Raw genomic sequence first — 19326 nt, 5'->3', positions numbered from 1 at the left:
CGGCAGGTGCTTGAAGGCCGCGAATATGAGGTTCCACTTTCTTTCGAAACTCATTCGGCGGGCCGATTGCCGGCGGGATGCGTTTCGGGACGATATGCGCCTGCTTCGCGAGGCGTTTCTCGATGGTAGGACAATGATCGAACCCGGTCCTCGCGGCATCCACGGGAAGTCTGCGGTCCTTTGGAACCAGACCGTCGAACATCACCGTCCCGGACACGGACTGTTCGGGCGCGAGGCTATTCAACATGACGCAGCAAACCGAAAACCCCGCCACAATGACGGGGTTTGTCAGCGATCTGAAGGCCCGCGAACCTGATTCGCGGGCCTCTTCGTTTCACGCCCAAACATCAGCGCGATCAGCGCATCGCGACGATCGGGCAACGCGGCGCCCGGGCGAAAACGACATTGACGCGGTGACCGAACTTGCGGCCGCGAATTTTGATGACGCGATGGTTGGCGCGCACGACATGCGCCCGGCGCACGCCCATGCGACGCGCCTTGCGGACGGCGCGCTGGGTGGTGCAGGCTGGCCTGCGGAAATCGCGTCCGCCGCGCCAATGGCGACCGCCATCGCCGAAGCGCATCGACACATGGCCGCCGGCGCCGCCAATGCCGATCGAAATACCGTCGGCCAGCGCGCTGGTGGATGACGCGCCGATGGCGCCGAAGCCGATCAGGGAAGCAAGCGCGGCTGTTTTGATGAAATTGAACATGAGGTGTCTCCTGTGGCCGGTTTTGGATGTCTCCTCGCCGAAGCGATGGCCCGACAATGCCCGAGCCCGCCTGAACCGGACGCGAACCGCCTGTTCATGCCGCGTTCATGGTGCGGCGCCGAGCGGCAGGACGGCTTTGATCGCACATCGCCGCGTGCGGACGCCCCGACAGCGCTGGCGAGCCGGTAGGCAGACCGTTCGCCATGACGGTGCTTGCGCACGCCATGCGGGTGACGCGGCCGCCGCCCTGCAAAGAGGCGGGCTCCTGATGGAGAAATTGCGCTAAAGCCGGCGCATCCAGTACGCCATCGGCTTCGGGGTTTCCTCGGTCTCGCCGGTCTCGCGCCAGGAGAATTCGGTGACAAGGTCATCGATCGGCCGGTAGCCGCGTTTGCGCCAGAAGCCGTCGAGCGGCTGGTAGTCGGGCGGGCGGCGCGGGTGGTCGGGGGGCCGCATGACGGCGGAAAACACGCAGGCCTCGAAACCGAACGCGCGCGCCGTAGCCTCGCGTTCGGCAAAGAAACGCACGCCTGCCCCCTGCCCGCGATAGGGTTTCAGGAGCACGGATTCGCCGAAATAGAAAAACGCGCCGACGTCGAGCCCGCGCGCGGCGAAGGGTTCCGCGAACTCCTCGAAATGCTGGGCGAGCGGGGCGGCGGTCGCCGCGCCCACCAGCATGTCGCCGTCGAACGCGCCGAACACCACCGCCTTGTCGGCCGAAAAATAGGTCGCCAAGTAGCGCCGCTCATAGGCGGCATCGCCCTCGTAGAGATAGGGATAGTCGCGAAACACGGTAATGCGCAGCCGGGCGAGGTCGTCGAACCGCGCCCGCGCCTCCGCGACATCCAGCCGGCGCACGACGAGACTCATCCAGCCGAGACCTGCTCGATCCAGTCCTGGAGATTGTAATAGGTGGTCACGCGCGAGATACGGCCGTCATCGACGTCGAAAAAAATCCCGGCCGGCAGCGTATAGTTCTGGCCCTTGGCTTCCGGCAGGCCCTCGGCCGTTGCCAGATAGGTGCCGCGCACGGTGAATTCGGCCGCTGCCCGGCCGCCGCCCTCGGCGACCATGATGGCAATGTCCGACAGTTGCTCGCGATAATGACGTGCCATCATGCCCAGGAACCAGCGGAACTTTTCCAGGCCGATCTCGCGCCCGCCCTGATTGATGTCGTGTGCGACATCCTCGGCAAGCAGCGCCAGCATCGCCTCGCTGTCGGCCGCGTTGAAAGCCTCGAAATAGCGCCCGACCAGCGCCCGGGTCTCGTGTTCGCTCATTTTCTTTCCCGTTTCGGTTTGCGTTGTTCCCTGCCGGCTTGGCGTGCCGCCGCCGCGCGGACCGCCCCGCCGTCACGGCTCGTGTTCCAGCATGTGGTCGAAATAGGCTTCGATCTCGGCCAACTCGTCTTCCGACGCGCTCACGCGACCGCGCATCGAAACGCCCGCCTCGTGCACGCTGTCGGCCCGGCCCGACACCAGCGGATGCCAATCGTAAAGGTCGCGGCCCTCCGCGACCAGCCGGTAGGCGCAGGTCGCCGGCAGCCAGGACAGGGTGCGCACATTGTCAGGCGTCAGCCGCACGCAATCGGGTACGCGCTCGAGGCGATTGTCATAGTCGTGGCAGCGACAGCGCCCGGCGTCGAACAGCCGGCACGCCACGCTGGTCCAGTGGATATCGCCCGTGTCTTCGTCCTCGAGCTTGGCCAGACAGCATTTGCCGCAGCCGTCGCAGAGCGATTCCCACTCCGCGGCGCTCATCTCCTCCAGGGTCTTTTCTGTCCAGAACGGCCTCGTCATCGCGCCGGTTTCGCCGTTTGCGCCAGCGCCGTCAAGCGTCCCGCGCGGGCTTGAGGCGGAACCATACTCACCGCCGGGGGTTCTAGCCTGTGAAGGGACGTCACGAGAGGATCCGATTCCCATGAAGCTTCACGCACGTATTCTCGCCGGAACCGCGCTCGGTCTGCTGCTCGGCGCCGCGCCGGCCTATGCCGCCGGCCCGGCCGCGGCCGCAGCCCAGCCCGATCAGGCCGCCAAAACCCTGTTGCGGCTCGCGCAGGACAATTCCGCGACCGAAAAGGAAACCGAGGAAGCCCCCAAGCCGAAAAACGACGCCGAAGCCGAGGCGATGAGCAAGCCGGCCGCCGAGGAGACGCCGCCCGAAAAGGCCGCGGAACCGACTCCGAAGCCTGAACCCAAGCCCGAGCCCGAGCCCAAGGCGGCAGAGCCCGCGGCCGAGCCTGCACCGGAACCCGAAGCCGCCGAACAACCCGCGCCACAACCCGCGCCGAAGGCTGAGTCCGAGCCAAAGGCGGCAGAGCCAGCCGAACCGCAGGCCGAGCCCGAAAAACCCGCCGCCGCGGCGCCCGCGCCGGAGCCTGAGACGCAGGAACCCGAGACCGCCGAACAGCCGACACCGGAAACGGCGCCCGAGCCCGAACCCAAGCCGGAGGCCGGAGCGGAACAGCCGACGCCTGAGGCAGCCCCGGAGCCCGAACCGAAACCCGAGGCCGAGGCGATGCAGCCGGACGCCGAGGCCGCGACCGAGGAGACAGCCCCGGTTCCCGAGCCGAAACCGGACGCGGAGGCGGCCGAACAGGCTCCCGACACGGCCACGCAGGAACCCGCGCCCGAGGCCGCGACCGGGGAGCCGAAGCCTGAAACCGCGCCCGCTCCCGAGCCGAAGCCGGATGCACAGGCCGACCAGCCGGCGGCCGATGGCGACGCGCCCGAACAGGCGATCGGCGAGGACACCGAAACCCCGCCGGAAAACGCCGCCCCGGTTCTCGACAGCGCCAAGGACGCGCCGAAAGCCGACACCGGTGAACAGCCGGCCGGCGAAAAGGTGGACGAACAGGCGATCGAACAGCCCGCCGAGGAGGCCGGCGAGGCGGCGCCTCCGCCCGAGACAGACGCCGCCGCCCAGGATGCCGAGGCGCGTCCCGAAAAGCTTGAATCCGCCATCACCGAAAAAGGCGAGCGTGTCGAACGCGCCAAGGAGCGTCGCGGTCGTCCCGAGCGCCCCGAGGGCGCCGAGGTGGTGAAGGAATTCGGCGACCGTTTCGTGATCCAGTTCAACAACCAGACCTTCGTTGAAAGCTCGGACCGCCCGCGGCTGCGCCGCGACGCCCGCGAGGTCTATTACGAAACCCTGCCGCGCGGCCGCGAACGCGAAACGATCGTGCGGCCGAACGGCTCGCAGATCGTCACCATCCGCAATCGCTATGGCGATGTGGTGCGGCGCTCGCGCATCACGCCGGACGGGCGCGAGATCGTGCTGGCCTATGTCGACGAACGCAACTACGAGCGCGTGCGCGACTGGCGCGACCCCGGCGCCGACCTGCCGCCGCTGCGGCTGACGATCCCGGCCCGCGATTATATTCTCGACGCGCGCCGGGCCGAGGGACCGGATATCTATTACGAATTCCTCGACAAGCCCCCGGTCGAAAAGGTCCGCCGGCTCTATTCGATCGACGAGGTCAAGCGCTCGGCCCGCATCCGCGACACGGTGCGCCGCGTCGACCTGGATACGATCACCTTCGAATTCGGCTCCGCCTCAATCCCGGAAAGCGAAATCGCCAGACTTGAAGGTGTCGCGACGGCCATCGAGCGGCTTTTGGAGGAGAACCCCGGTGAAACCTTCCTGATCGAGGGCCATACCGATGCGGTCGGCTCCGACCTCGCCAATCTGGCGCTGTCGGACGAACGCGCCGAATCCGTCGCCAGCGCCCTCACCAGGGTGTTCGGCATTCCGCCGGAAAATCTCGTCACCCAGGGTTATGGCGAGCGCTATCTGAAGATAAGCACCGAGGAGCGCGAACGCGAAAACCGCCGCGTCGCCATCCGCCGCATCACGCCGCTGGTGACGCCGGTCGCGCAGGCGAACTGACGGCCACTCGAAGACGTAAAGAAGCCCGGCCGGATTTCCGGCCGGGTTTTTCATTTGCCCGGCCCGCGCGCGCCCGCCTGATCCGGATCAATGACGGCACGGCCGCTCGCATGATAGGAAGCGCGTGGAGGGTTTCATGCGCAAGGCCAACGGCGCGACACCGCTCGCCGCACTCGACGCGGTCGCGCTCGATACGGAAACGACAGGCCTGGATGCAGCCAGCGCCCGCATCGTGCAGATCGGCGCCGTCGCGCTCGCGGCCGGACGCGTCACCGCCAGCGAGACTTTCGAAACCCTGGTCGACCCGAAAATACCGATCCCGGCCGCAACCACCGCCATCCACCGCATCACCGACATTATGGTCGCCGGCGCGCCGCCCGCCGACGCCGCGCTGCGGGCTTTCGACGATTTCGCCGCCGGTCGCGTGGTGATCGGTTATGCGGTCGGCTTCGACCTCGCCGTGATCGAGGCCGAGGCCGGCCGGACCGGGCTCGCATGGACAAGGCCGCGCACGCTGTGCGTCCGGCTTCTGGCCACGCTCGTCGCGCCGCAGCTTCCCGACCAATCGCTCGACATGCTCGCCGGCTGGCTCGAGGTGCCGATCGCCGAGCGTCATTCAGCCCTTGGCGACGCGCGCGCGGCCGGCGCGATCTTCATCCGCCTCGTACCGCTGCTTGCCGAACGCGGCGTCAGGACGCTGGCCGAGGCCGAACGCGCCTGCCTGGCGCTCACCGGCCAGTTGGAGCGCCACCAACGCGCAGGCTGGGCCGAGCCGGTGTCGCGGCCGGAACGGTTTGCCGGACCCGGCGCGCTCGGCGCGGTCGATCCGTTCGCCTACCGCCACCGGGTCTCGGCCCTGATGAGCGCGCCGCCGATCGTCATGCGCGCGGATCAGGCGCTTGAGACAGCGATCGCGGTGATGGTGGAAAACGGCATCGGCGCGCTGTTCATCTCGGATGAAGGCGTAGGCGGCGCCCCGCTTGACGACTACGCCATCGTCACCGAGCGCGACGTGATGCGCAAAATCGCCAGCGGCGGCGCGGCTGCCTTCGCCATGCCGGTCGGCGCGATCGCCAGCCGGCCGCTGCACAGCGTCCGCGCCAGCGCCTTCGCCTATCGCGCCATCGGGCGCATGGACCGGCTAAAAATCCGTCATCTGGCGGTCCGCGACGAGGACGGGCGGCTTGCCGGCATCGTCTCGGCGCGCGACCTGCTGCGCCTGCGGGCCGGCGCGGCGATCGGGCTCGACGACGAGATCGAGGCCGCCGGGGGTGCGGCGGCGATGGCGGCCGCCTGGTCGGGTCTGCCCGCCATTGCCCAGGCCTTGATCGGCGAGGAGATCGACGCCCGGCTGATCGCGGCGATCGTCAGCGAGGAACTGCGCGCGCTTACCCGCCGCGCGGCCCAGATCGCCGAGGCGGCGATGCTGGCCGAGGGCCGGGGTGCCCCGCCCTGCCCCTACGCGCTGATCGTGCTCGGCTCGGCCGGGCGCGGCGAAAGCCTGCTCGCCCCCGACCAGGACAATGCGATCGTCTTCGCGCATGGTGCGCCCGACGGGCTCGAGGACGCTTGGTTTTCGGCCCTCGGTGAGAAGATCGCGCCGCTGCTCGATGCCGCCGGCGTGCCGCTGTGCACCGGCGGCGTGATGGCCAAAAACCCGCCCTGGCGCGGCTCCGTGGCAGCCTGGCGCGAGCGTGTCGCCGAATGGGTGGCGCGCTCGCGGCCGCAGGACCTGCTTTATGTCGATATTTTTTTCGACATGGTGCCGGTGCATGGCGCGGCGCGGTTGGCAACCGCGTTGTTCGACCACGCCTTTCAACTGGCGAGCGCAAATATCGGCTTCGCCAAGCTTCTCGGCGAACGCCTGCTCGGCGGTCCAGACCCGTTCACCCTGCTCGGCGGTTTTGCCACCGTGGCAGGCCGTATCGACTTGAAGATGCACGGGCTGTTTCCGATCGTCTCGCTGGCCCGCACGCTGGCGATCCGCCACGATCTGCGCCTGCGCGGCACACGTGAGCGGTTGGAGGCGTTGATTGCGAAAAAGATCGGCGGCGAGACCGATCTGCGCGGCCTGATCGACGCCCACGGGCTTGTCGTGCGGCTGATGCTCGCGCAGCAGGCGCGCGATCTTCTGGCCGGCGTGCCGGTCTCGAACCGGGTCGAGATCGCCGCGCTGACCCGCGACGAGCGCGCGGCGCTGAAGACGGCGCTGAAACGGGCCCGGCTCGCGCCCGATATCGCGCGGGCGCTAATGTTTGGATGAGAGTTGTGTCGGCGCCGGCGCGGTGGCGGACAGCAGCGGACCGCGGTCATTCAGCCTGTTTGTCATAAACGGCGATTGCGGGCCGGTTCAGCGCCCGCAACGCATGTTCGCCCGAACCGTCGCCGCCTCAAAACGTCCCTGTGACCTTGGTGTCGGTTTTTCCAAACACCGCTTCGGGTACGAAAAAGTCGGCCGCCAGCGGGCCTTTCGCACCGGGCGCGTATTGGGAAAAATCGGTCACGCCCTCCTCGCGCAGCACCATTTCGTCGATGAAGAAATTGCCGGTGCACTCGCGCGCCGGCCGGTTCAGGATGGCGTAGGCGGCGTCCGCCATGATCTCGGGCGTACGGCTGATCGAGGCGACCGCCTCACCGCCGAGCAGATTGCGCACGGCGGCCGTGTCGATCGCGGTCAGCGGCCACAGCGAATTGACCGCGATGCCGGCTTTGGCAAATTCCGCGCTCATGCCGAGCGTGCACATCGACATGCCGTATTTCGCCATCGTGTAGGCGACGTGGTTCTTGAACCATTTCGCCTGCATGTCGAGCGGCGGCGACAAAGTAAGGATATGCGGGTTTGCCGCCTTCTTCAGATGCGGAATGCATAGTTTGGAGACCAGATAGGTGCCGCGCGTGTTGATCTGGTGCATCAGGTCGAAGCGCTTCATATCGGTCTCGAGCGTGCCGGTGAGCTGGATCGCGCTGGCATTGTTGATGCAGATGTCGATGCCGCCGCAGGCGCGCGCCGTCGCCTCGACGGCTTCCGCCACTTGCTCCTCGTTGCGAATGTCGCACAGGACAGGCAGCGCCTTGCCGCCGGCCGCCTCGATCTGCTGGGCGGCGGTATGGATGGTGCCCTCCAGCTTGGGATGCGGCTCGGCGGTCTTGGCCGCGATCGTCACATTGGCGCCGTCGCGCGCCGCCTTGAGCGCGATCGCCAGCCCGATGCCGCGTGACCCGCCCGAGACGAAGATGGTTTTTCCCTTGAGCGACATGGAGACCTCCTGATGATTGCGGCCGGACTGTAACCGATGTTCGCACGCGGTAAAATCGCCGGCGCGCGCAGCGCGCGGTTTACATTCGCGCCCGGGCCGCTAAGTTCTGTAACGCCCATTGAGGCTAGGCGCGCGACGCCGGCCTCCCGTCTGGCCGCGCGACCGCAAACATCGGTTCGCCGCCGCAAATCTCCTCAAGCAAGATCGAGATAAATCAATGGCCGAAGTCAAGAGCGGCGATGTCGTTCGCATTCACTATACCGGCAAGCTCACCGACGGCACGGAATTCGATTCTTCGGACGGCCGCGAGCCGCTTGAATTCGAGGTCGGTTCGGGCCAGATCATTCCGGGCCTCGACAATCACGTCACCGGCATGAGCGTCGGCGACAAATCCACCGTCACCATTCCGGCCGAAGAAGCCTACGGCCCGCGCGACCAGAACCAGGTTCAGGCATTGCCGCGCACCCAGATCCCCGACACGATCGAGCTTTCGGTCGGCACACGGCTGCAGGCGAGCACCCCGGACGGCCAGCCGGTCGGGCTCACCGTCGTCGAACTGACCGACGACACGGTGACCGTCGACGCCAACCATCCGCTTGCCGGCCAGGATCTGGTCTTCGACGTGGAAGTGGTGGAAATCGTCGGCGCCTGACGACGCGCCGTCTCAGCCCTCCTCGGCCGACAGATCGAACCGGTCGACCACAGCCGGCTGGATCAGACCGGCATGCAGGCAAAGCAGGATCAGGTCGGTGTCGTGGCCGGCGCCGGCCGCGGTCGCGGCCTCGATCCGCCGTTCGACCGCAATCGCCGGCGGCTCGCCATTGGCCGCCGCGAAAGCCCCGGCCCCGAGCGCGCAATAGGCAACCAGGCAGGCAGCCGGCGCGTAAGCGTGGGCGGGCGGCTCGTCGACATCAAAATGATCCTTTAGCAGATTGACGATGGTCAGTTTCACGCCTTCCGGCACCAGCGCCGGATGCAGGTCGACCGTGCGCAAGGCAGCATCGAGCTGGCGCAGATCACCCGAACGGCCGAACCGTCCCAAAAAGCCGATCGATGATCCGCGCCGCGCCATTTTTGTCCTCCACAGAGCCGGCGCCATCGTCCGGCCCCGCATAGGTGGGGCCCCTCCGATCCGACGTCAACCAGGCGCGCGCCGGCGGCGAGACCGCTCAACCGGCCTCGCCCTCACCCAGATATTGCACGGCGAACTCCGCGCTCGGCGCAATCGGCTTGATGACGTCGATCATCACCCCGTTGGGGTCGACGGTGATGAAATGGCGCTGCCCGAACGGCTCGTCGCGCAGGCTGCGCAGGATTGTCAGGCCCGCTGCCTGTGCCCGCTCGTAGACGGCGTCCGGATCGGCAACCTCGAAATTGAGCAGCAGGTTCGAGGTCTTGCCGCGCCCCTCGGGCGGCACGGTCTCGTGGTCGCCCTGGACGATGCCGAGATTGACACGTTTGTCCTCGGTGGACTGGAGATGCACGTACCAGTCGCTGTCGAACAGCGCCTGGAACCGGAAATGCTCGACATAAAAGGCCGCGGTGCCGGCCACGTCGTCGGTCATCAGCACGGGATAATAGGAGGTGGTTTTCATCGGGGTTTCCTTTCGGTGACAATCCACATACATTCTGCATGTATTTCTGAATTAACATACAGGCTGCATGCATGCAAGATGAATCGAAACGCCGCTCCAACCGCGAACGCTCCGAGGCCACGCGCGCCCAACTGGTCGCGGCCGCGCGCCGGCTGTTCGTCGACAAGGGGTATGCGGAGACCGGCACGCCGGAAATCGTCGCCGCCGCCGGCGTCACGCGCGGCGCGCTTTACCATCACTTCGCCGACAAGCAGGCCCTGTTTCGCGCCGTGGTGGAAAGTGAATCACGCCGGGTCGCGGCCGAGATCGAGGCCGCCGCCCCGCGCGACATGCCCGTGCGCGAGGCCCTGGTCGCCGGCGGCCGGGCTTTTTTGGACGCCATGCGCGAGCCCGGACGCACCCGCCTCTTGCTCCTCGACGGCCCGGCCGTGCTCGGGCGTGGGGACATGGACGCGATCGACGCCGCGATCGGCGGCATGCGCTCCCTGCGCGAGGGCCTGGCCGCGGCGATGGCCGCGCGTACAATCCGCCGCATGCCGCTCGACGCGGTCACGCTGTTGCTGTCGTCGGCCTATGACCGCGCCGCGCTCGCCGTCGAGGCCGGCGCCGATCCCGATATCTTCATGGACGTGCTTGCCGCCTTCGTCGACGGCCTGGCCGCGCCCGGATGACAAAAGCCTCCTCGCGCGGTTGAGGCGCCCGGCCTATTTGCGCACGGCGCGCTCGCTTGCCGCAAGATCGGCGGTGGTCTTGGCCAGCCGGAAGGCGAGCTCGCGGATGATGCGGCCGGCGAGTTCCGGGAACTCCTTGATCAGTTCGAGAAAATAGTCCTTGCCGATCTTGAGCGCGATCAGCTTGCCGTTGGCGCGCACCGTGGCCGAACGCGGCACGTCGCAAAACACCGACATCTCGCCCACCAGCGCGTGGTTGCGCAACTGCGCCACGACCACCTGCGCGCCCTCGGTCTCCGACACGATGTCGGCCACTCCGCTGACCAGGATGAACGCGCTGTCGCCGGCGTCCCCCTGCCGGAACAGGAATTCGCCATCGTCCAGTTCCACCCTGTCGGCGGCATAGGCGATCAGCTTCAGCTTCGACGGTTCGATCGAGGCGAACAGCGGGATCCGCCGCAAGACCTCGACCTCGTCATTCAGCGTGCGCATCGTCATCCGCCTCTTCCTTGTCTGCCGCCTCGCCGGCGTCATCGCCCGTGCGCTTCGCGATCTCGTCCGGTTCTTCTTCCACCAGCGTGCCGTTGCGATAGACCAGAACGCGGTCGAACCGGCCGGCAAGCTCGTCGTCGAGAAGAACCGCCAGCATGCCCGGCTTCCAGTTTTCGTCCTCCAGAAGCGGGAGATCGAGAAGCTGCCGCATGGTTGCCTGCCGGCTGGCCGCGTCAAGCGCGCCAAGCACCTCGTTGAACACTATGATATCAGGTTTTTTGATCAGCGCCCGCGCCAGGTGCAACTTCTGTCGCTGCGTTTCAGACAATCGTCGCCCGCCATTGCCCATCTCGAAATCGAGCCCGGCATCGAGCAGGCCGTCCGAAAGCCCGGTCCGCGCGATCAGTTCCTGCACCGCCGCCAGCACCTTCTCGCGACCGTCGACCACGCTGGAGCTGACACGTCCGAGCAGGATGTTGTCAAGCACGGTAGCCGTCGGATTGTAGAGGTCCGGATCGTGGAAGAACACCGGTGCGCCCTCCAACTCCGACACGGCCTCGCGCACATTGGCCCGCGCGGCCAGAATGTCGCTTTCGGTTTCGGCGTCGAGCACGCCGAACCGGCTGCGCGCCTCGCAATAGTTGAAGGTAATGCGCAACAGTTCCTCGCGGTCCGATAGCGCCTTGGCTCCCACCTTCGAGCGTCGTGGCGCCGGCTGCTCTTTGGCCTGACGGCCCATGCGCAGCCTGGCCATCATCTCCTTCAGCCGCGCCACTTCCTCGTAGCTGACATCGGCGACCGTCTCGAAGATCTTGCTGTCGGGGCCCAGGTCGCCGAACAGCTCGATGCGCGCCTCGGCGATGCGCCGGCCCATCTCCAGGAAGCGCTCGCGCAGCCCGTGCCGGTCGAGGATCGCCAAAAGCACCGGATTGGTGGCCAGCGCGTCCAGCTCCCAACCGGGCGCGCGCGCCGTGCCGAACAACAGATTCTCTCCGATCGCGGCCTGGGCGTTGTAGCGCTCCGGATCGAACGGCTCGACGATGCCGGCGACGCCGAAACCGGCGGCGTTGTCGCGGAACTCGCGCCGTACTTCGACGATCTTGTCGCAAAAGGCAGGATTGTGTTCGGGGTCGACCGTGCCGCGCAGGCCCAGATCCTGGATCTGGCGAGACAGGCCGGCCAGGTCGAGCACCGCCGCCACGTGCCGGTCGAAGGCGCGCCGGTCGGCAAGCCCCAGCGCTTTCAGGTCGATCCAGTCCAGTGTCTCGGCCGGCGGCGCATCGTGCAGGAGACCGCCGCTGCCCTTGGGCGGGGTCGGCGGCGTCATCTTCTTCTCGAAACCCGCCGGCTGGTTCTTCAAAACCATGGTCAGATTGTCGCGGATCGTGCCGGAGGGGAAAAACGTGCCGGCATCGACATAGGCCACGCGCCGTCCGGTCAGGCTTTCCGGCAAATCGTCGAGCGGCTTGCCGTCAAGCGTGATCGTGCCGGAGACCGGCGAGGTCAGCCGCGCCAGTGCCGCGCAGAAGGCGCCGGCCGCGATCCGCGCGGCATCGTTACCGCCGGTCGCGATCGCCACGCGCTCGCCCGGCGCAATGCCGGCATGGAGGTTTTCCAGCACCACGCGGCCGGTTTCGTCTTCCAGCTTGGCGCGCTCGGCGCGGAACCCGTCCCGCAGGCGCGGCACCGCCTCCCCCGGCATTTGCTGGATCTCGGCCGGCAACAGCCCGTCATCGCGAAAACTGTCGATGGTCTGCTCATAACGGGCCTCGTTGATCAACCGGATCTGATCGTAATCGATCAGCCCCTTGATCGGCCCGGGAAGATCCTTGTAGGCGGCGATCACCGCCACGAGCTGGCCGATGTCGAGCCGCCCGGTGATGACGAAATAACCGCCGAGCACGTAGAACAGGAACGACAGGAACTGCATCAGCAGATTGTTGATGTATTTGACCGCGAATTTGCGCTGATAGAGTTCGAAGCGGATATCGAGGATCGTGGTCAGAAGCCCGTAATGGCGTGCCCTGGTGTAGTTGGAGATGTCGTTGACATGAATGTCGGGCGCCATCTCCACCGTCTCGGCCACCTGGCCCGACAGCCGCCGCGCCTGCAGCTGTCTTTGCCGGCCGAGCTGGATCAGCCTGCGGCGCAGGCGCGGAATGATCCAGACCTGGAAGCCGACGATCGCGATGGTCAGCGCGCCGAAATAGAAATTCTGCAGGAACAGGAACAACAGGCCGGTGATCGCCTGCCCGCCCAGAAACAACGGCAGCGAGAAGGCGTCGCCGACGAATTCGCCCAGCGGCTCGACCTCGTCCTTGATGACGGAGGCCGCCTCCGCTCCCTTGAGATTGCGAAACCGCACCACCCGGTAGCGCAGCACACGGTCGAGCAGCGTATAGCGCAACTGCCTGAGCAGCGTTTCACCGAGCTTGCCCTTGTAGGTGTTGACGTAGAGTTTGAAGGCGCCGTTGGCCACGACAGCGGCCAGAAAAAGCAGGCCGAGCGCGAAAAGCATCGTCAGCCGGTCGAAGGAAAAGCCCTCGAACAGCACGATCTCGCGGCCGAAAACCTGTTCGGCGAACGGCAACGGCAGGCGAAGGAACGGCTGCTCGGCGCCAGCGGCCGAAAATCCCTCGCCCTGGATCGGCCCGTTGACGATCTGCTTGGGCAGTTCCAGCGTCAGGAAATAAAGCGGCATCGAGGCGACGATGACAACCAGGAGCCAGACCTGCTTGAGTCGTGAATTCTGCCAGATGAATTTGAGCAGATTGCGTTCCAAGACCGGCCCTATCCCCGCTCACCTGCCCGCGGGCACCCCCGCACGCCAACGCTTCAGATGTATATGCCGGACCGCGAAGTTCAACCGGCCGGCCACGCCGCCGCTCAACCGAACAGCCTCTCGCCCTGCTCGTCGATCATCTGCTTGGCCTTGCGCAGCGACACCGCCACGGCGTCCTCCTCGGCCGCGAAACGGTCGGCGCGGATCAGCCTGTGCTCCTTCACGACGCCGTCGACCTCCTTCACGATCAGCGCGCAGGTCTGGAACTGGCCGCCCTCCTTGAAGGGCATCGCCTTGATCACATAGCCATCATGCTCGATTTCGGCGGCCACCCTGGCCGTGGCCGGCTCTGCCTCCCCGCCGCCGCCGAGTCCGAAAAGCCGTTTGAAAAAGGACATCGTCGTCTCCGCTTGTGGGTGCCGCGCGGCGGGACGCCGGAGCGCGGCAAGGTTCGCTATCAGCCTGAGGCCACATGTAGCACGATTTCGCGCCGATGCGCCCGCGCGCGGTGCTCGAAGAGATAGAGCCCCTGCCAGGTGCCAAGCAGCATGCGCCCGTCGGCCACCGGAACGCCGAGCGAAGTCTGGGTGAGCGCCGCCTTGATATGGGCCGGCATGTCGTCGGGGCCCTCGGCGGTATGCCTGACCCAGCCCATGGCGGGATCGTCCGCGGGCGGCACCAGCCGGCGGAAAAATCCGTCGAGGTCGCGCCGCACGTCGGGGTCGGCGTTTTCCTGGATGACGAGCGAGCACGACGTATGACGCACGAATACCGTCAAAAGCCCCTCTCGCATGCCGCTTTCGACCACGAACGCGGCCGCCCGGTCGGTGAATTCGTAGAGGCCCGGACGCGCGGTCTCGATGGTGATCAATGTCAGCGCCATGCGTTCTCGTGCGCGGAGGCGGCCGGCCCTGTCAAGAGCCGGGCCGGCCGTATATGCTTGGAGCGGGTCCGCCTGTCGGGCACGGCGGCGGCCATCGACCCATTCTTGACCGAAATCAAGCTGTTGCCGCAATCTGGTCGGTACAGTGTCTGAAATTCGCAGAAGGACGCGGCAATGACCGACATCGACAAGCGCAGGAAACAGCTCCTCGACCGGCTGGCCGAACTCGACGACCGCCTCACCCGCATCGAGGACGAACTCGACGACGCGCCCAATCCCGATTGGGAGGACAGTGCCGTCGAAAGCGAGGGTGACGAGGTGCTCGAACAGCTCGGCACCAGCGGCCAGGACGAGCAGCGCGCCATCGAGGCCGCGCTCAAGCGCATCGAGGCCGGCACCTATGGCGAATGCGTCAAATGCGGCGCGGAGATTTCCGAGGAAAGGCTCGACGCCCTGCCGCACACACCGTTCTGCCGCGAATGCGCCAAGGCGGTGTAACGCAACCTTTGCAGCTGCCAGCCCTCATCGCAGGCCGGGTTTGAAAACCCGGCTGCGCGGTTTTCCCGGTCCCCAACCAAAAACCCGGCCTTGCGTTGGCCGGGCTTTTTTTCGACGCAGGGTCGGACGTCAACTGTCGAGGAAGCTGCGCAGCTTGCGGCTCCGCGACGGATGTTTCAGCTTCCTGAGCGCCTTGGCCTCGATCTGGCGGATACGCTCGCGGGTCACCGAGAATTGCTGGCCGACCTCTTCCAGCGTGTGGTCGGTGTTCATGCCGATGCCGAAGCGCATCCTGAGGACGCGTTCCTCGCGCGGGGTCAGCGAGGCCAGCACGCGCGTCGTCGTCTCGCGCAGATTGGCCTGAATCGCCGCATCGATCGGCAGGACCGCGTTCTTGTCCTCGATGAAGTCGCCGAGATGCGAATCCTCCTCGTCGCCCACCGGCGTTTCGAGCGAGATCGGCTCCTTGGCGATCTTCAGCACCTTGCGCACCTTTTCCAGCGGCATGGCCAGCTTTTCGGCCAGTTCCTCCGGCGTCGGCTCGCGGCCGATCTCGTGCAGCATCTGGCGCGAGGTCCGCACGATCTTGTTGATCGTTTCGATCATGTGGACCGGAATGCGGATGGTGCGTGCCTGATCGGCGATCGACCGGGTGATCGCCTGCCTGATCCACCAGGTCGCATAGGTGGAGAATTTGTAGCCGCGGCGGTACTCGAACTTGTCGACCGCCTTCATCAGCCCGATATTGCCCTCCTGGATCAGGTCCAGGAACTGCAGGCCGCGATTGGTGTATTTTTTCGCGATCGAGATGACGAGCCGCAGGTTGGCCTCCACCATCTCCTTCTTGGCGATCGCCGCCTCGCGCTCGCCCTTTTGCACCTGATTGACGATGCGGCGGAATTCGGCGATCGAGATCGCGGTTTCCTGGGCGAGATTCTGGATTTCGGTGCGCAGGGCGCGAATGCCCTGCCCCTCGCCCTTGGTGAACTCCTTCCAGCCGCGGCTGGACAGGTTCGCGATGCGTTTCATCCAGTTCGGGTCGAGCTCCGAACCCTGATATTCCTTGATGAATTCCTCGCGGCGCACGCCGTAGCTCTCGGCCAGCCGCAAAAGCCGGCCCTCGTTCTGCACCAGCCGCTTGTTGATGTCGTAAAGCTGCTCGACCAGCGCCTCGATGCGGTTCTGGTTGAGCGACAGCGATTTGACCGCCTTGATCAGCTCTTCCTTGAGCTTCTTGTAGGAGCGCTCCTGGCTCGGCGACAGCGAGCCGGACGCCGCCAGGCGGTTTTCGACCTGCTGATCCTGCAGCTTCCTGAGCTTCTTGTAGGTATCGGCGATGAAATCGAGCATTTCCATCACCTGCGGACGCAGCTCGGCCTCCATCGCGGCGAGCGACAGATTGGCCTCGTCCTCCTCGTCGTCCTCTTCCTCCGGCTGGCCCTCGCCGCCGACATTGGTGATGTCGTCGTCGCGGCCGCGGCGCGCGGCCTTCGGGTCGTCCTTCTTGGCCGTCTCGTCCTCGTCCTTGCGTTCGATCGCCGGAGCCTGCTTGGCCTCCGGGCCGGCATAGGTGGTTTCGAGATCGATGATCTCGCGCAGCAGGATCTTGGCTTCGTTGAGTTCGTCGCGCCAGATGATGATCGCCTGGAAGGTCAGCGGGCTCTCGCACAAGCCGGCGATCATCGTCTCGCGGCCGGCCTCGATGCGCTTGGCGATCGCGATCTCGCCCTCGCGCGACAGAAGCTCGACCGAGCCCATCTCGCGCAGATACATGCGCACCGGATCGTCGGTGCGGTCGGTCGGCTCCTTCTTGGTCGTCGTGGGAGCGACCGCGGTGCCCTGCTGTTCGGTGAGTTCGGTCGATTCCTCCTCGCCGCCGGCATTGGCGCGCTCGCCCTCGCCGTCCTCGCTCGGCTCGTCGTCCTCGACCACGTTGATGCCCATGTCGGACAGCATCGCCATCGTGTCCTCGATCTGCTCGGAGGTCACCTCCTCCGACGGCAGGACGGCGTTGAGCTCGTCCATGGTCACGTAGCCGCGCTTCTTGGCGACCTTGATCATCTTCTTGACCGCATCGTCGGAGAGATCGAGCAGCGGGCCGTCCGGACCGCCTTCGCGCTCGGTCTCGGCCTCTTCCTTTTCTTTTGTCGCCATGCTTGTGTCTCCAACTGCGCGGAAGGACGCCTGCTCCTTCCGCTCGAGGGATCGGAGGTGCGCCCGTCCGCTATCCCGTCAGCGAGTAACCGTCTCGCGTTAAAGCCCGCTTAACCCTGACACGACCTGTCGGAGCCGCCCGGCCGGAAGGGCGGGGCCATCGTTAACGAATTCAACCCGCCCTGATTCCGTCATTTCCCGGCGACGTCAAGCCGTGCGGCGTCACTTCGCGCGAAAAAAGCCCGCAAGCGTCAGCTTCGGGCTGTTTTGCCGGACAAGAGACCAAATCCTTCAATGAGCGCTTCCGTCGCCTGGGCATTGCGCAACTGGGCCTGGATTTCGAGCAGTTGCCGGTAATTCTCGTCGGTCGGGTCGGAGGCGAGCGCCGCCTCGGCCACTTTGAGTTCCTTATGTAGGGTCCCGGCCGAAAGGTGCAAGTGCAGCGCCTGCTCGAAGGCGTCGCGCGCATCGTCGAGCGCGGCGTCGGCGAGTGCGGGCCATTGCCGCGCGCGGCGCACCAGCGTCTCGGCCCGCTCCCAGGCCTCGCCGAGACCGGCCTTGTCGAGCCAGCCGACCACGGCGTCGCGCTCGGCCGCCACGCCGTGGGCGACGGCATCCAGAAGCGCCGCGTGCAGGCGCTTCAAATCCGGATGGGTCAGTTCCAGCCGCTCGGCGACATCGAAATGACCGTCGAACAGCGCCGGGTGATTGATCAGCGACACCACCAGCACGGTCTCGCGCATCGACATGATGCCGGCCGACTGGCGCACCACCGCCGAGCGTGCCAGGCTTTGCGAAACGGCGAGACGGCCGGCCGCGTGCTGGGGCCGGCCGCGCCCGGCCGGACCCTGCCTTCCCGGCGTTTCACCACGATGGCGTCCACGCTCGGAAGCGCCGAAAAAACCCTGCACGCGCTCGCGCATCTCCTGGCTGTAGTGCCGGCGCACGCTTTCGTCGCGAATCCGCCCGACCAGGTCGCGCAGACGCTTTTCCAGCTCGGCGCGCCGTTCAGGCGTGTCGAACACGCCTCCGGCAGTCTCGCGCTGCCACACCATGTCGGCGAGCGGGCGCGCATCGGCGAGCACCGCCGAAAACGCCTCAGCGCCGCCATCCCTGACCAGATCGTCGGGGTCCTGGCCTTCCGGAAGCAGGGCAAAGCGCAGGCTGCGGCCGGGACCGATCTCCGGCAGCGTCAGGTCGGCCGCCCGCCAGGCCGCCTTCAGCCCGGCCTGGTCGCCGTCGAAACACAGGATCGGCTCCGGCGACATCCGCCACAGCAATCCGAGCTGGCTCTCCGTCAGCGCGGTGCCCAACGGCGCCACCACGTTGGCGAAACCGGCCTGGGCGAGCGCGATCACGTCCATATAGCCCTCGACCGCGATCACCGTGCCGTCGCGGCCCTGCCCCTTGCGGGCGCGGGCGAGATTGTAGAGCACGTTGCCCTTGTGGAAGAGCTCGGTGTCGTTGGAATTGAGGTATTTGGCGGCGATCGCCGGCGACATCGCCCGCCCGCCGAAGGCAATCACCCGTTCGCGGGCATCTTCGATCGGAAACATGATGCGGTCGCGGAACCGGTCGTAGGACACCGCGATATCCTCGCCATGCACGACCAGACCGCAGGCCTCGATCTGATCCTTGGCCACACCCTTGCCGGCCAGAAAGCCCTTCAACGCGTTGCGGCTGTCGGGCGCATAGCCGAGCCGGAACGTCTGTTGCGTGACCGAGCTGACGCCGCGCTCGCGCAGATAGGCGCGCGCGGCCGCACCCGCGGCCGACTGCAACTGCTCCTGGAAGAAGGCCGCCGCCAGTTCCATCACCTCGGTCAGGCTGGCGCGTTTTTTCTCGCGGTGCTCGGCCTCGGGGTCGCGCGCCGGCATCGGCACGCCGGCCATGTCGGCGATCCGTTCGACCGCCTCTGGAAAAGACAATCCGTCGAGTTCGGTCAGGAAGCGGAAATGGTCGCCCGACACCCCGCAGCCGAAGCAGTGGTAACGCCCCTTGCGGTCCTCGCAATGAAAGCTCGGCGTGTTTTCGCCATGGAACGGGCAGCACGCCCAATAGTCGCCGCGCGAGGCGTTCGTCTTCTTGCGGTCCCACGTCACGCGCTGGCCGACGACGGCCGAAATCGACACGCGGTCGCGTATCTCGTCGAGGAAGGAGGGTGAAAAGCGCATGGAACCTGTCTCCGCCCCCCATATAGGCGCACAGCGTCATGCGCGCGAGCGCAATCGGGGCCCGATACTCGGTTTTCACAGCTTCGCCGCCGGCCCTGTCAGACCCTTGCCGGACGGCCTGGGACCCACACGGCGCGTGCCGCCGGGCGCCAAACGACGCGATTCATCTTTTTTCAAGCCGGAACTGCTAAATCAGGCGCGGACATCGACGCGGGGGCA

18 protein-coding genes are annotated in these 19326 nt (G+C 66.4%); 5 read left to right on the top strand and 13 right to left on the bottom strand.

What is annotated here, in order from left to right:
* Positions 1–356 precede the first annotated feature (356 nt).
* The 4 genes from GN330_RS07375 to GN330_RS07360 all read right to left on the bottom strand — a co-directional run bounded on the left by GN330_RS07375 (position 357) and on the right by GN330_RS07360 (position 2512).
* Positions 357–713: a hypothetical protein gene (locus GN330_RS07375; protein ID WP_156712064.1), complete on the bottom strand. Its 357-nt coding sequence runs from the start codon at positions 711–713 to the stop codon at positions 357–359.
* A 282-nt stretch (positions 714–995) separates the two neighbouring features.
* Complete coding sequence (locus GN330_RS07370) at positions 996–1583, bottom strand: GNAT family N-acetyltransferase (RefSeq protein WP_156712063.1); 588 nt, start codon at positions 1581–1583, stop codon at positions 996–998.
* Complete coding sequence (locus GN330_RS07365) at positions 1580–1993, bottom strand: ketosteroid isomerase-related protein (protein WP_156712062.1); 414 nt, start codon at positions 1991–1993, stop codon at positions 1580–1582. Before GN330_RS07365 ends, GN330_RS07370 begins: the two co-directional genes overlap by 4 nt.
* A 72-nt stretch (positions 1994–2065) precedes the next feature.
* The gene (locus GN330_RS07360; protein WP_156712061.1) at positions 2066–2512 is read right to left on the bottom strand and encodes a YcgN family cysteine cluster protein; all 447 of its coding nucleotides are present in this window, start codon (positions 2510–2512) and stop codon (positions 2066–2068) included.
* 121 nt (positions 2513–2633) lie between these two features.
* On the opposite strand from GN330_RS07360, the gene GN330_RS07355 reads away from it, so the two are divergent.
* Both GN330_RS07355 and GN330_RS07350 read left to right on the top strand, forming a co-directional pair.
* The gene (locus GN330_RS07355) at positions 2634–4601 is read left to right on the top strand and encodes an OmpA family protein (RefSeq protein ID WP_156712060.1); all 1968 of its coding nucleotides are present in this window, start codon (positions 2634–2636) and stop codon (positions 4599–4601) included.
* A 136-nt stretch (positions 4602–4737) separates the two neighbouring features.
* On the top strand, positions 4738–6864 hold the full coding sequence (locus GN330_RS07350) for a DUF294 nucleotidyltransferase-like domain-containing protein (protein WP_156712059.1): 2127 nt from the start codon (positions 4738–4740) through the stop codon (positions 6862–6864).
* Positions 6865–6991: 127 nt separating this feature from the next.
* Here the strand turns inward: GN330_RS07350 and GN330_RS07345 are convergent, their stop codons facing one another.
* Positions 6992–7858: an SDR family oxidoreductase gene (locus tag GN330_RS07345; protein WP_156712058.1), complete on the bottom strand. Its 867-nt coding sequence runs from the start codon at positions 7856–7858 to the stop codon at positions 6992–6994.
* A gap of 217 nt (positions 7859–8075) precedes the next feature.
* On the opposite strand from GN330_RS07345, the gene GN330_RS07340 reads away from it, so the two are divergent.
* Positions 8076–8510: an FKBP-type peptidyl-prolyl cis-trans isomerase gene (locus GN330_RS07340; RefSeq protein ID WP_156712057.1), complete on the top strand. Its 435-nt coding sequence runs from the start codon at positions 8076–8078 to the stop codon at positions 8508–8510.
* Positions 8511–8522: 12 nt separating this feature from the next.
* Here GN330_RS07340 and GN330_RS07335 read toward each other — a convergent pair whose 3' ends face one another.
* Positions 8523–8930: a hypothetical protein gene (locus tag GN330_RS07335; RefSeq protein ID WP_156712056.1), complete on the bottom strand. Its 408-nt coding sequence runs from the start codon at positions 8928–8930 to the stop codon at positions 8523–8525.
* A gap of 97 nt (positions 8931–9027) precedes the next feature.
* Entirely contained in the window at positions 9028–9453 is a 426-nt protein-coding gene (locus GN330_RS07330) for a VOC family protein (RefSeq protein WP_156712055.1), read from the bottom strand.
* Between the two features lie 71 nt (positions 9454–9524).
* On the opposite strand from GN330_RS07330, the gene GN330_RS07325 reads away from it, so the two are divergent.
* Positions 9525–10124, top strand: coding sequence for a TetR/AcrR family transcriptional regulator (locus GN330_RS07325; protein WP_156712054.1), 600 nt, complete (start codon positions 9525–9527; stop codon positions 10122–10124).
* Between the two features lie 33 nt (positions 10125–10157).
* Here GN330_RS07325 and GN330_RS07320 read toward each other — a convergent pair whose 3' ends face one another.
* From GN330_RS07320 to GN330_RS07305, 4 genes are all read right to left on the bottom strand, one after another.
* Positions 10158–10622 carry a cyclic nucleotide-binding domain-containing protein gene (locus GN330_RS07320; RefSeq protein ID WP_246188587.1) on the bottom strand — a complete coding sequence of 155 codons (465 nt, stop codon included), beginning with the start codon at positions 10620–10622 and terminating at the stop codon, positions 10158–10160.
* Positions 10600–13398, bottom strand: a complete 2799-nt coding sequence (locus GN330_RS07315) for an ABC transporter transmembrane domain-containing protein (RefSeq protein WP_156712053.1) — start codon at positions 13396–13398, stop codon at positions 10600–10602. The genes GN330_RS07320 and GN330_RS07315 overlap by 23 nt, the downstream gene beginning before the upstream one ends.
* Positions 13399–13502: 104 nt before the next feature.
* The gene (locus tag GN330_RS07310) at positions 13503–13796 is read right to left on the bottom strand and encodes an HlyU family transcriptional regulator (RefSeq protein ID WP_156712052.1); all 294 of its coding nucleotides are present in this window, start codon (positions 13794–13796) and stop codon (positions 13503–13505) included.
* 59 nt (positions 13797–13855) lie between these two features.
* The gene (locus GN330_RS07305; protein WP_156712051.1) at positions 13856–14281 is read right to left on the bottom strand and encodes a secondary thiamine-phosphate synthase enzyme YjbQ; all 426 of its coding nucleotides are present in this window, start codon (positions 14279–14281) and stop codon (positions 13856–13858) included.
* A 174-nt stretch (positions 14282–14455) separates the two neighbouring features.
* Here GN330_RS07305 and GN330_RS07300 point away from each other — a divergent pair, with 174 nt between their 5' ends.
* Positions 14456–14779: a TraR/DksA family transcriptional regulator gene (locus tag GN330_RS07300; RefSeq protein WP_156712050.1), complete on the top strand. Its 324-nt coding sequence runs from the start codon at positions 14456–14458 to the stop codon at positions 14777–14779.
* Between the two features lie 129 nt (positions 14780–14908).
* Here GN330_RS07300 and rpoD read toward each other — a convergent pair whose 3' ends face one another.
* Both rpoD and dnaG read right to left on the bottom strand, forming a co-directional pair.
* Positions 14909–16933 carry an RNA polymerase sigma factor RpoD gene (gene rpoD / locus GN330_RS07295; RefSeq protein WP_156712049.1) on the bottom strand — a complete coding sequence of 675 codons (2025 nt, stop codon included), beginning with the start codon at positions 16931–16933 and terminating at the stop codon, positions 14909–14911.
* 251 nt (positions 16934–17184) lie between these two features.
* Entirely contained in the window at positions 17185–19107 is a 1923-nt protein-coding gene (dnaG, locus tag GN330_RS07290; RefSeq protein WP_156712048.1) for a DNA primase, read from the bottom strand.
* Between the last annotated feature and the right edge of the window lie 219 nt (positions 19108–19326).

Origin of the sequence: Nitratireductor arenosus (assembly GCF_009742725.1) — a bacterium.
Lineage (GTDB): Bacteria > Pseudomonadota > Alphaproteobacteria > Rhizobiales > Rhizobiaceae > Mangrovimarina > Mangrovimarina arenosa.
Note: the sequence above shows the minus strand (reverse complement) of the source record. Positions and strands in the feature narration are given on the sequence as shown.

What these genes read in the sequence shown, in the direction of transcription:
- GN330_RS07375 (WP_156712064.1), bottom strand. Translation starts at nt 713, where the DNA reads ATGTTCAATTTCATCAAAACAGCCGCGCTTGCTTCCCTGATCGGCTTC.
- GN330_RS07370 (WP_156712063.1), bottom strand. Translation starts at nt 1,583, where the DNA reads ATGAGTCTCGTCGTGCGCCGGCTGGATGTCGCGGAGGCGCGGGCGCGG.
- GN330_RS07365 (WP_156712062.1), bottom strand. Translation starts at nt 1,993, where the DNA reads ATGAGCGAACACGAGACCCGGGCGCTGGTCGGGCGCTATTTCGAGGCT.
- GN330_RS07360 (WP_156712061.1), bottom strand. Translation starts at nt 2,512, where the DNA reads ATGACGAGGCCGTTCTGGACAGAAAAGACCCTGGAGGAGATGAGCGCC.
- GN330_RS07355 (WP_156712060.1), top strand. Translation starts at nt 2,634, where the DNA reads ATGAAGCTTCACGCACGTATTCTCGCCGGAACCGCGCTCGGTCTGCTG.
- GN330_RS07350 (WP_156712059.1), top strand. Translation starts at nt 4,738, where the DNA reads ATGCGCAAGGCCAACGGCGCGACACCGCTCGCCGCACTCGACGCGGTC.
- GN330_RS07345 (WP_156712058.1), bottom strand. Translation starts at nt 7,858, where the DNA reads ATGTCGCTCAAGGGAAAAACCATCTTCGTCTCGGGCGGGTCACGCGGC.
- GN330_RS07340 (WP_156712057.1), top strand. Translation starts at nt 8,076, where the DNA reads ATGGCCGAAGTCAAGAGCGGCGATGTCGTTCGCATTCACTATACCGGC.
- GN330_RS07335 (WP_156712056.1), bottom strand. Translation starts at nt 8,930, where the DNA reads ATGGCGCGGCGCGGATCATCGATCGGCTTTTTGGGACGGTTCGGCCGT.
- GN330_RS07330 (WP_156712055.1), bottom strand. Translation starts at nt 9,453, where the DNA reads ATGAAAACCACCTCCTATTATCCCGTGCTGATGACCGACGACGTGGCC.
- GN330_RS07325 (WP_156712054.1), top strand. Translation starts at nt 9,525, where the DNA reads ATGCAAGATGAATCGAAACGCCGCTCCAACCGCGAACGCTCCGAGGCC.
- GN330_RS07320 (WP_246188587.1), bottom strand. Translation starts at nt 10,622, where the DNA reads ATGACGATGCGCACGCTGAATGACGAGGTCGAGGTCTTGCGGCGGATC.
- GN330_RS07310 (WP_156712052.1), bottom strand. Translation starts at nt 13,796, where the DNA reads ATGTCCTTTTTCAAACGGCTTTTCGGACTCGGCGGCGGCGGGGAGGCA.
- GN330_RS07305 (WP_156712051.1), bottom strand. Translation starts at nt 14,281, where the DNA reads ATGGCGCTGACATTGATCACCATCGAGACCGCGCGTCCGGGCCTCTAC.
- GN330_RS07300 (WP_156712050.1), top strand. Translation starts at nt 14,456, where the DNA reads ATGACCGACATCGACAAGCGCAGGAAACAGCTCCTCGACCGGCTGGCC.
- rpoD (WP_156712049.1), bottom strand. Translation starts at nt 16,933, where the DNA reads ATGGCGACAAAAGAAAAGGAAGAGGCCGAGACCGAGCGCGAAGGCGGT.
- dnaG (WP_156712048.1), bottom strand. Translation starts at nt 19,107, where the DNA reads ATGCGCTTTTCACCCTCCTTCCTCGACGAGATACGCGACCGCGTGTCG.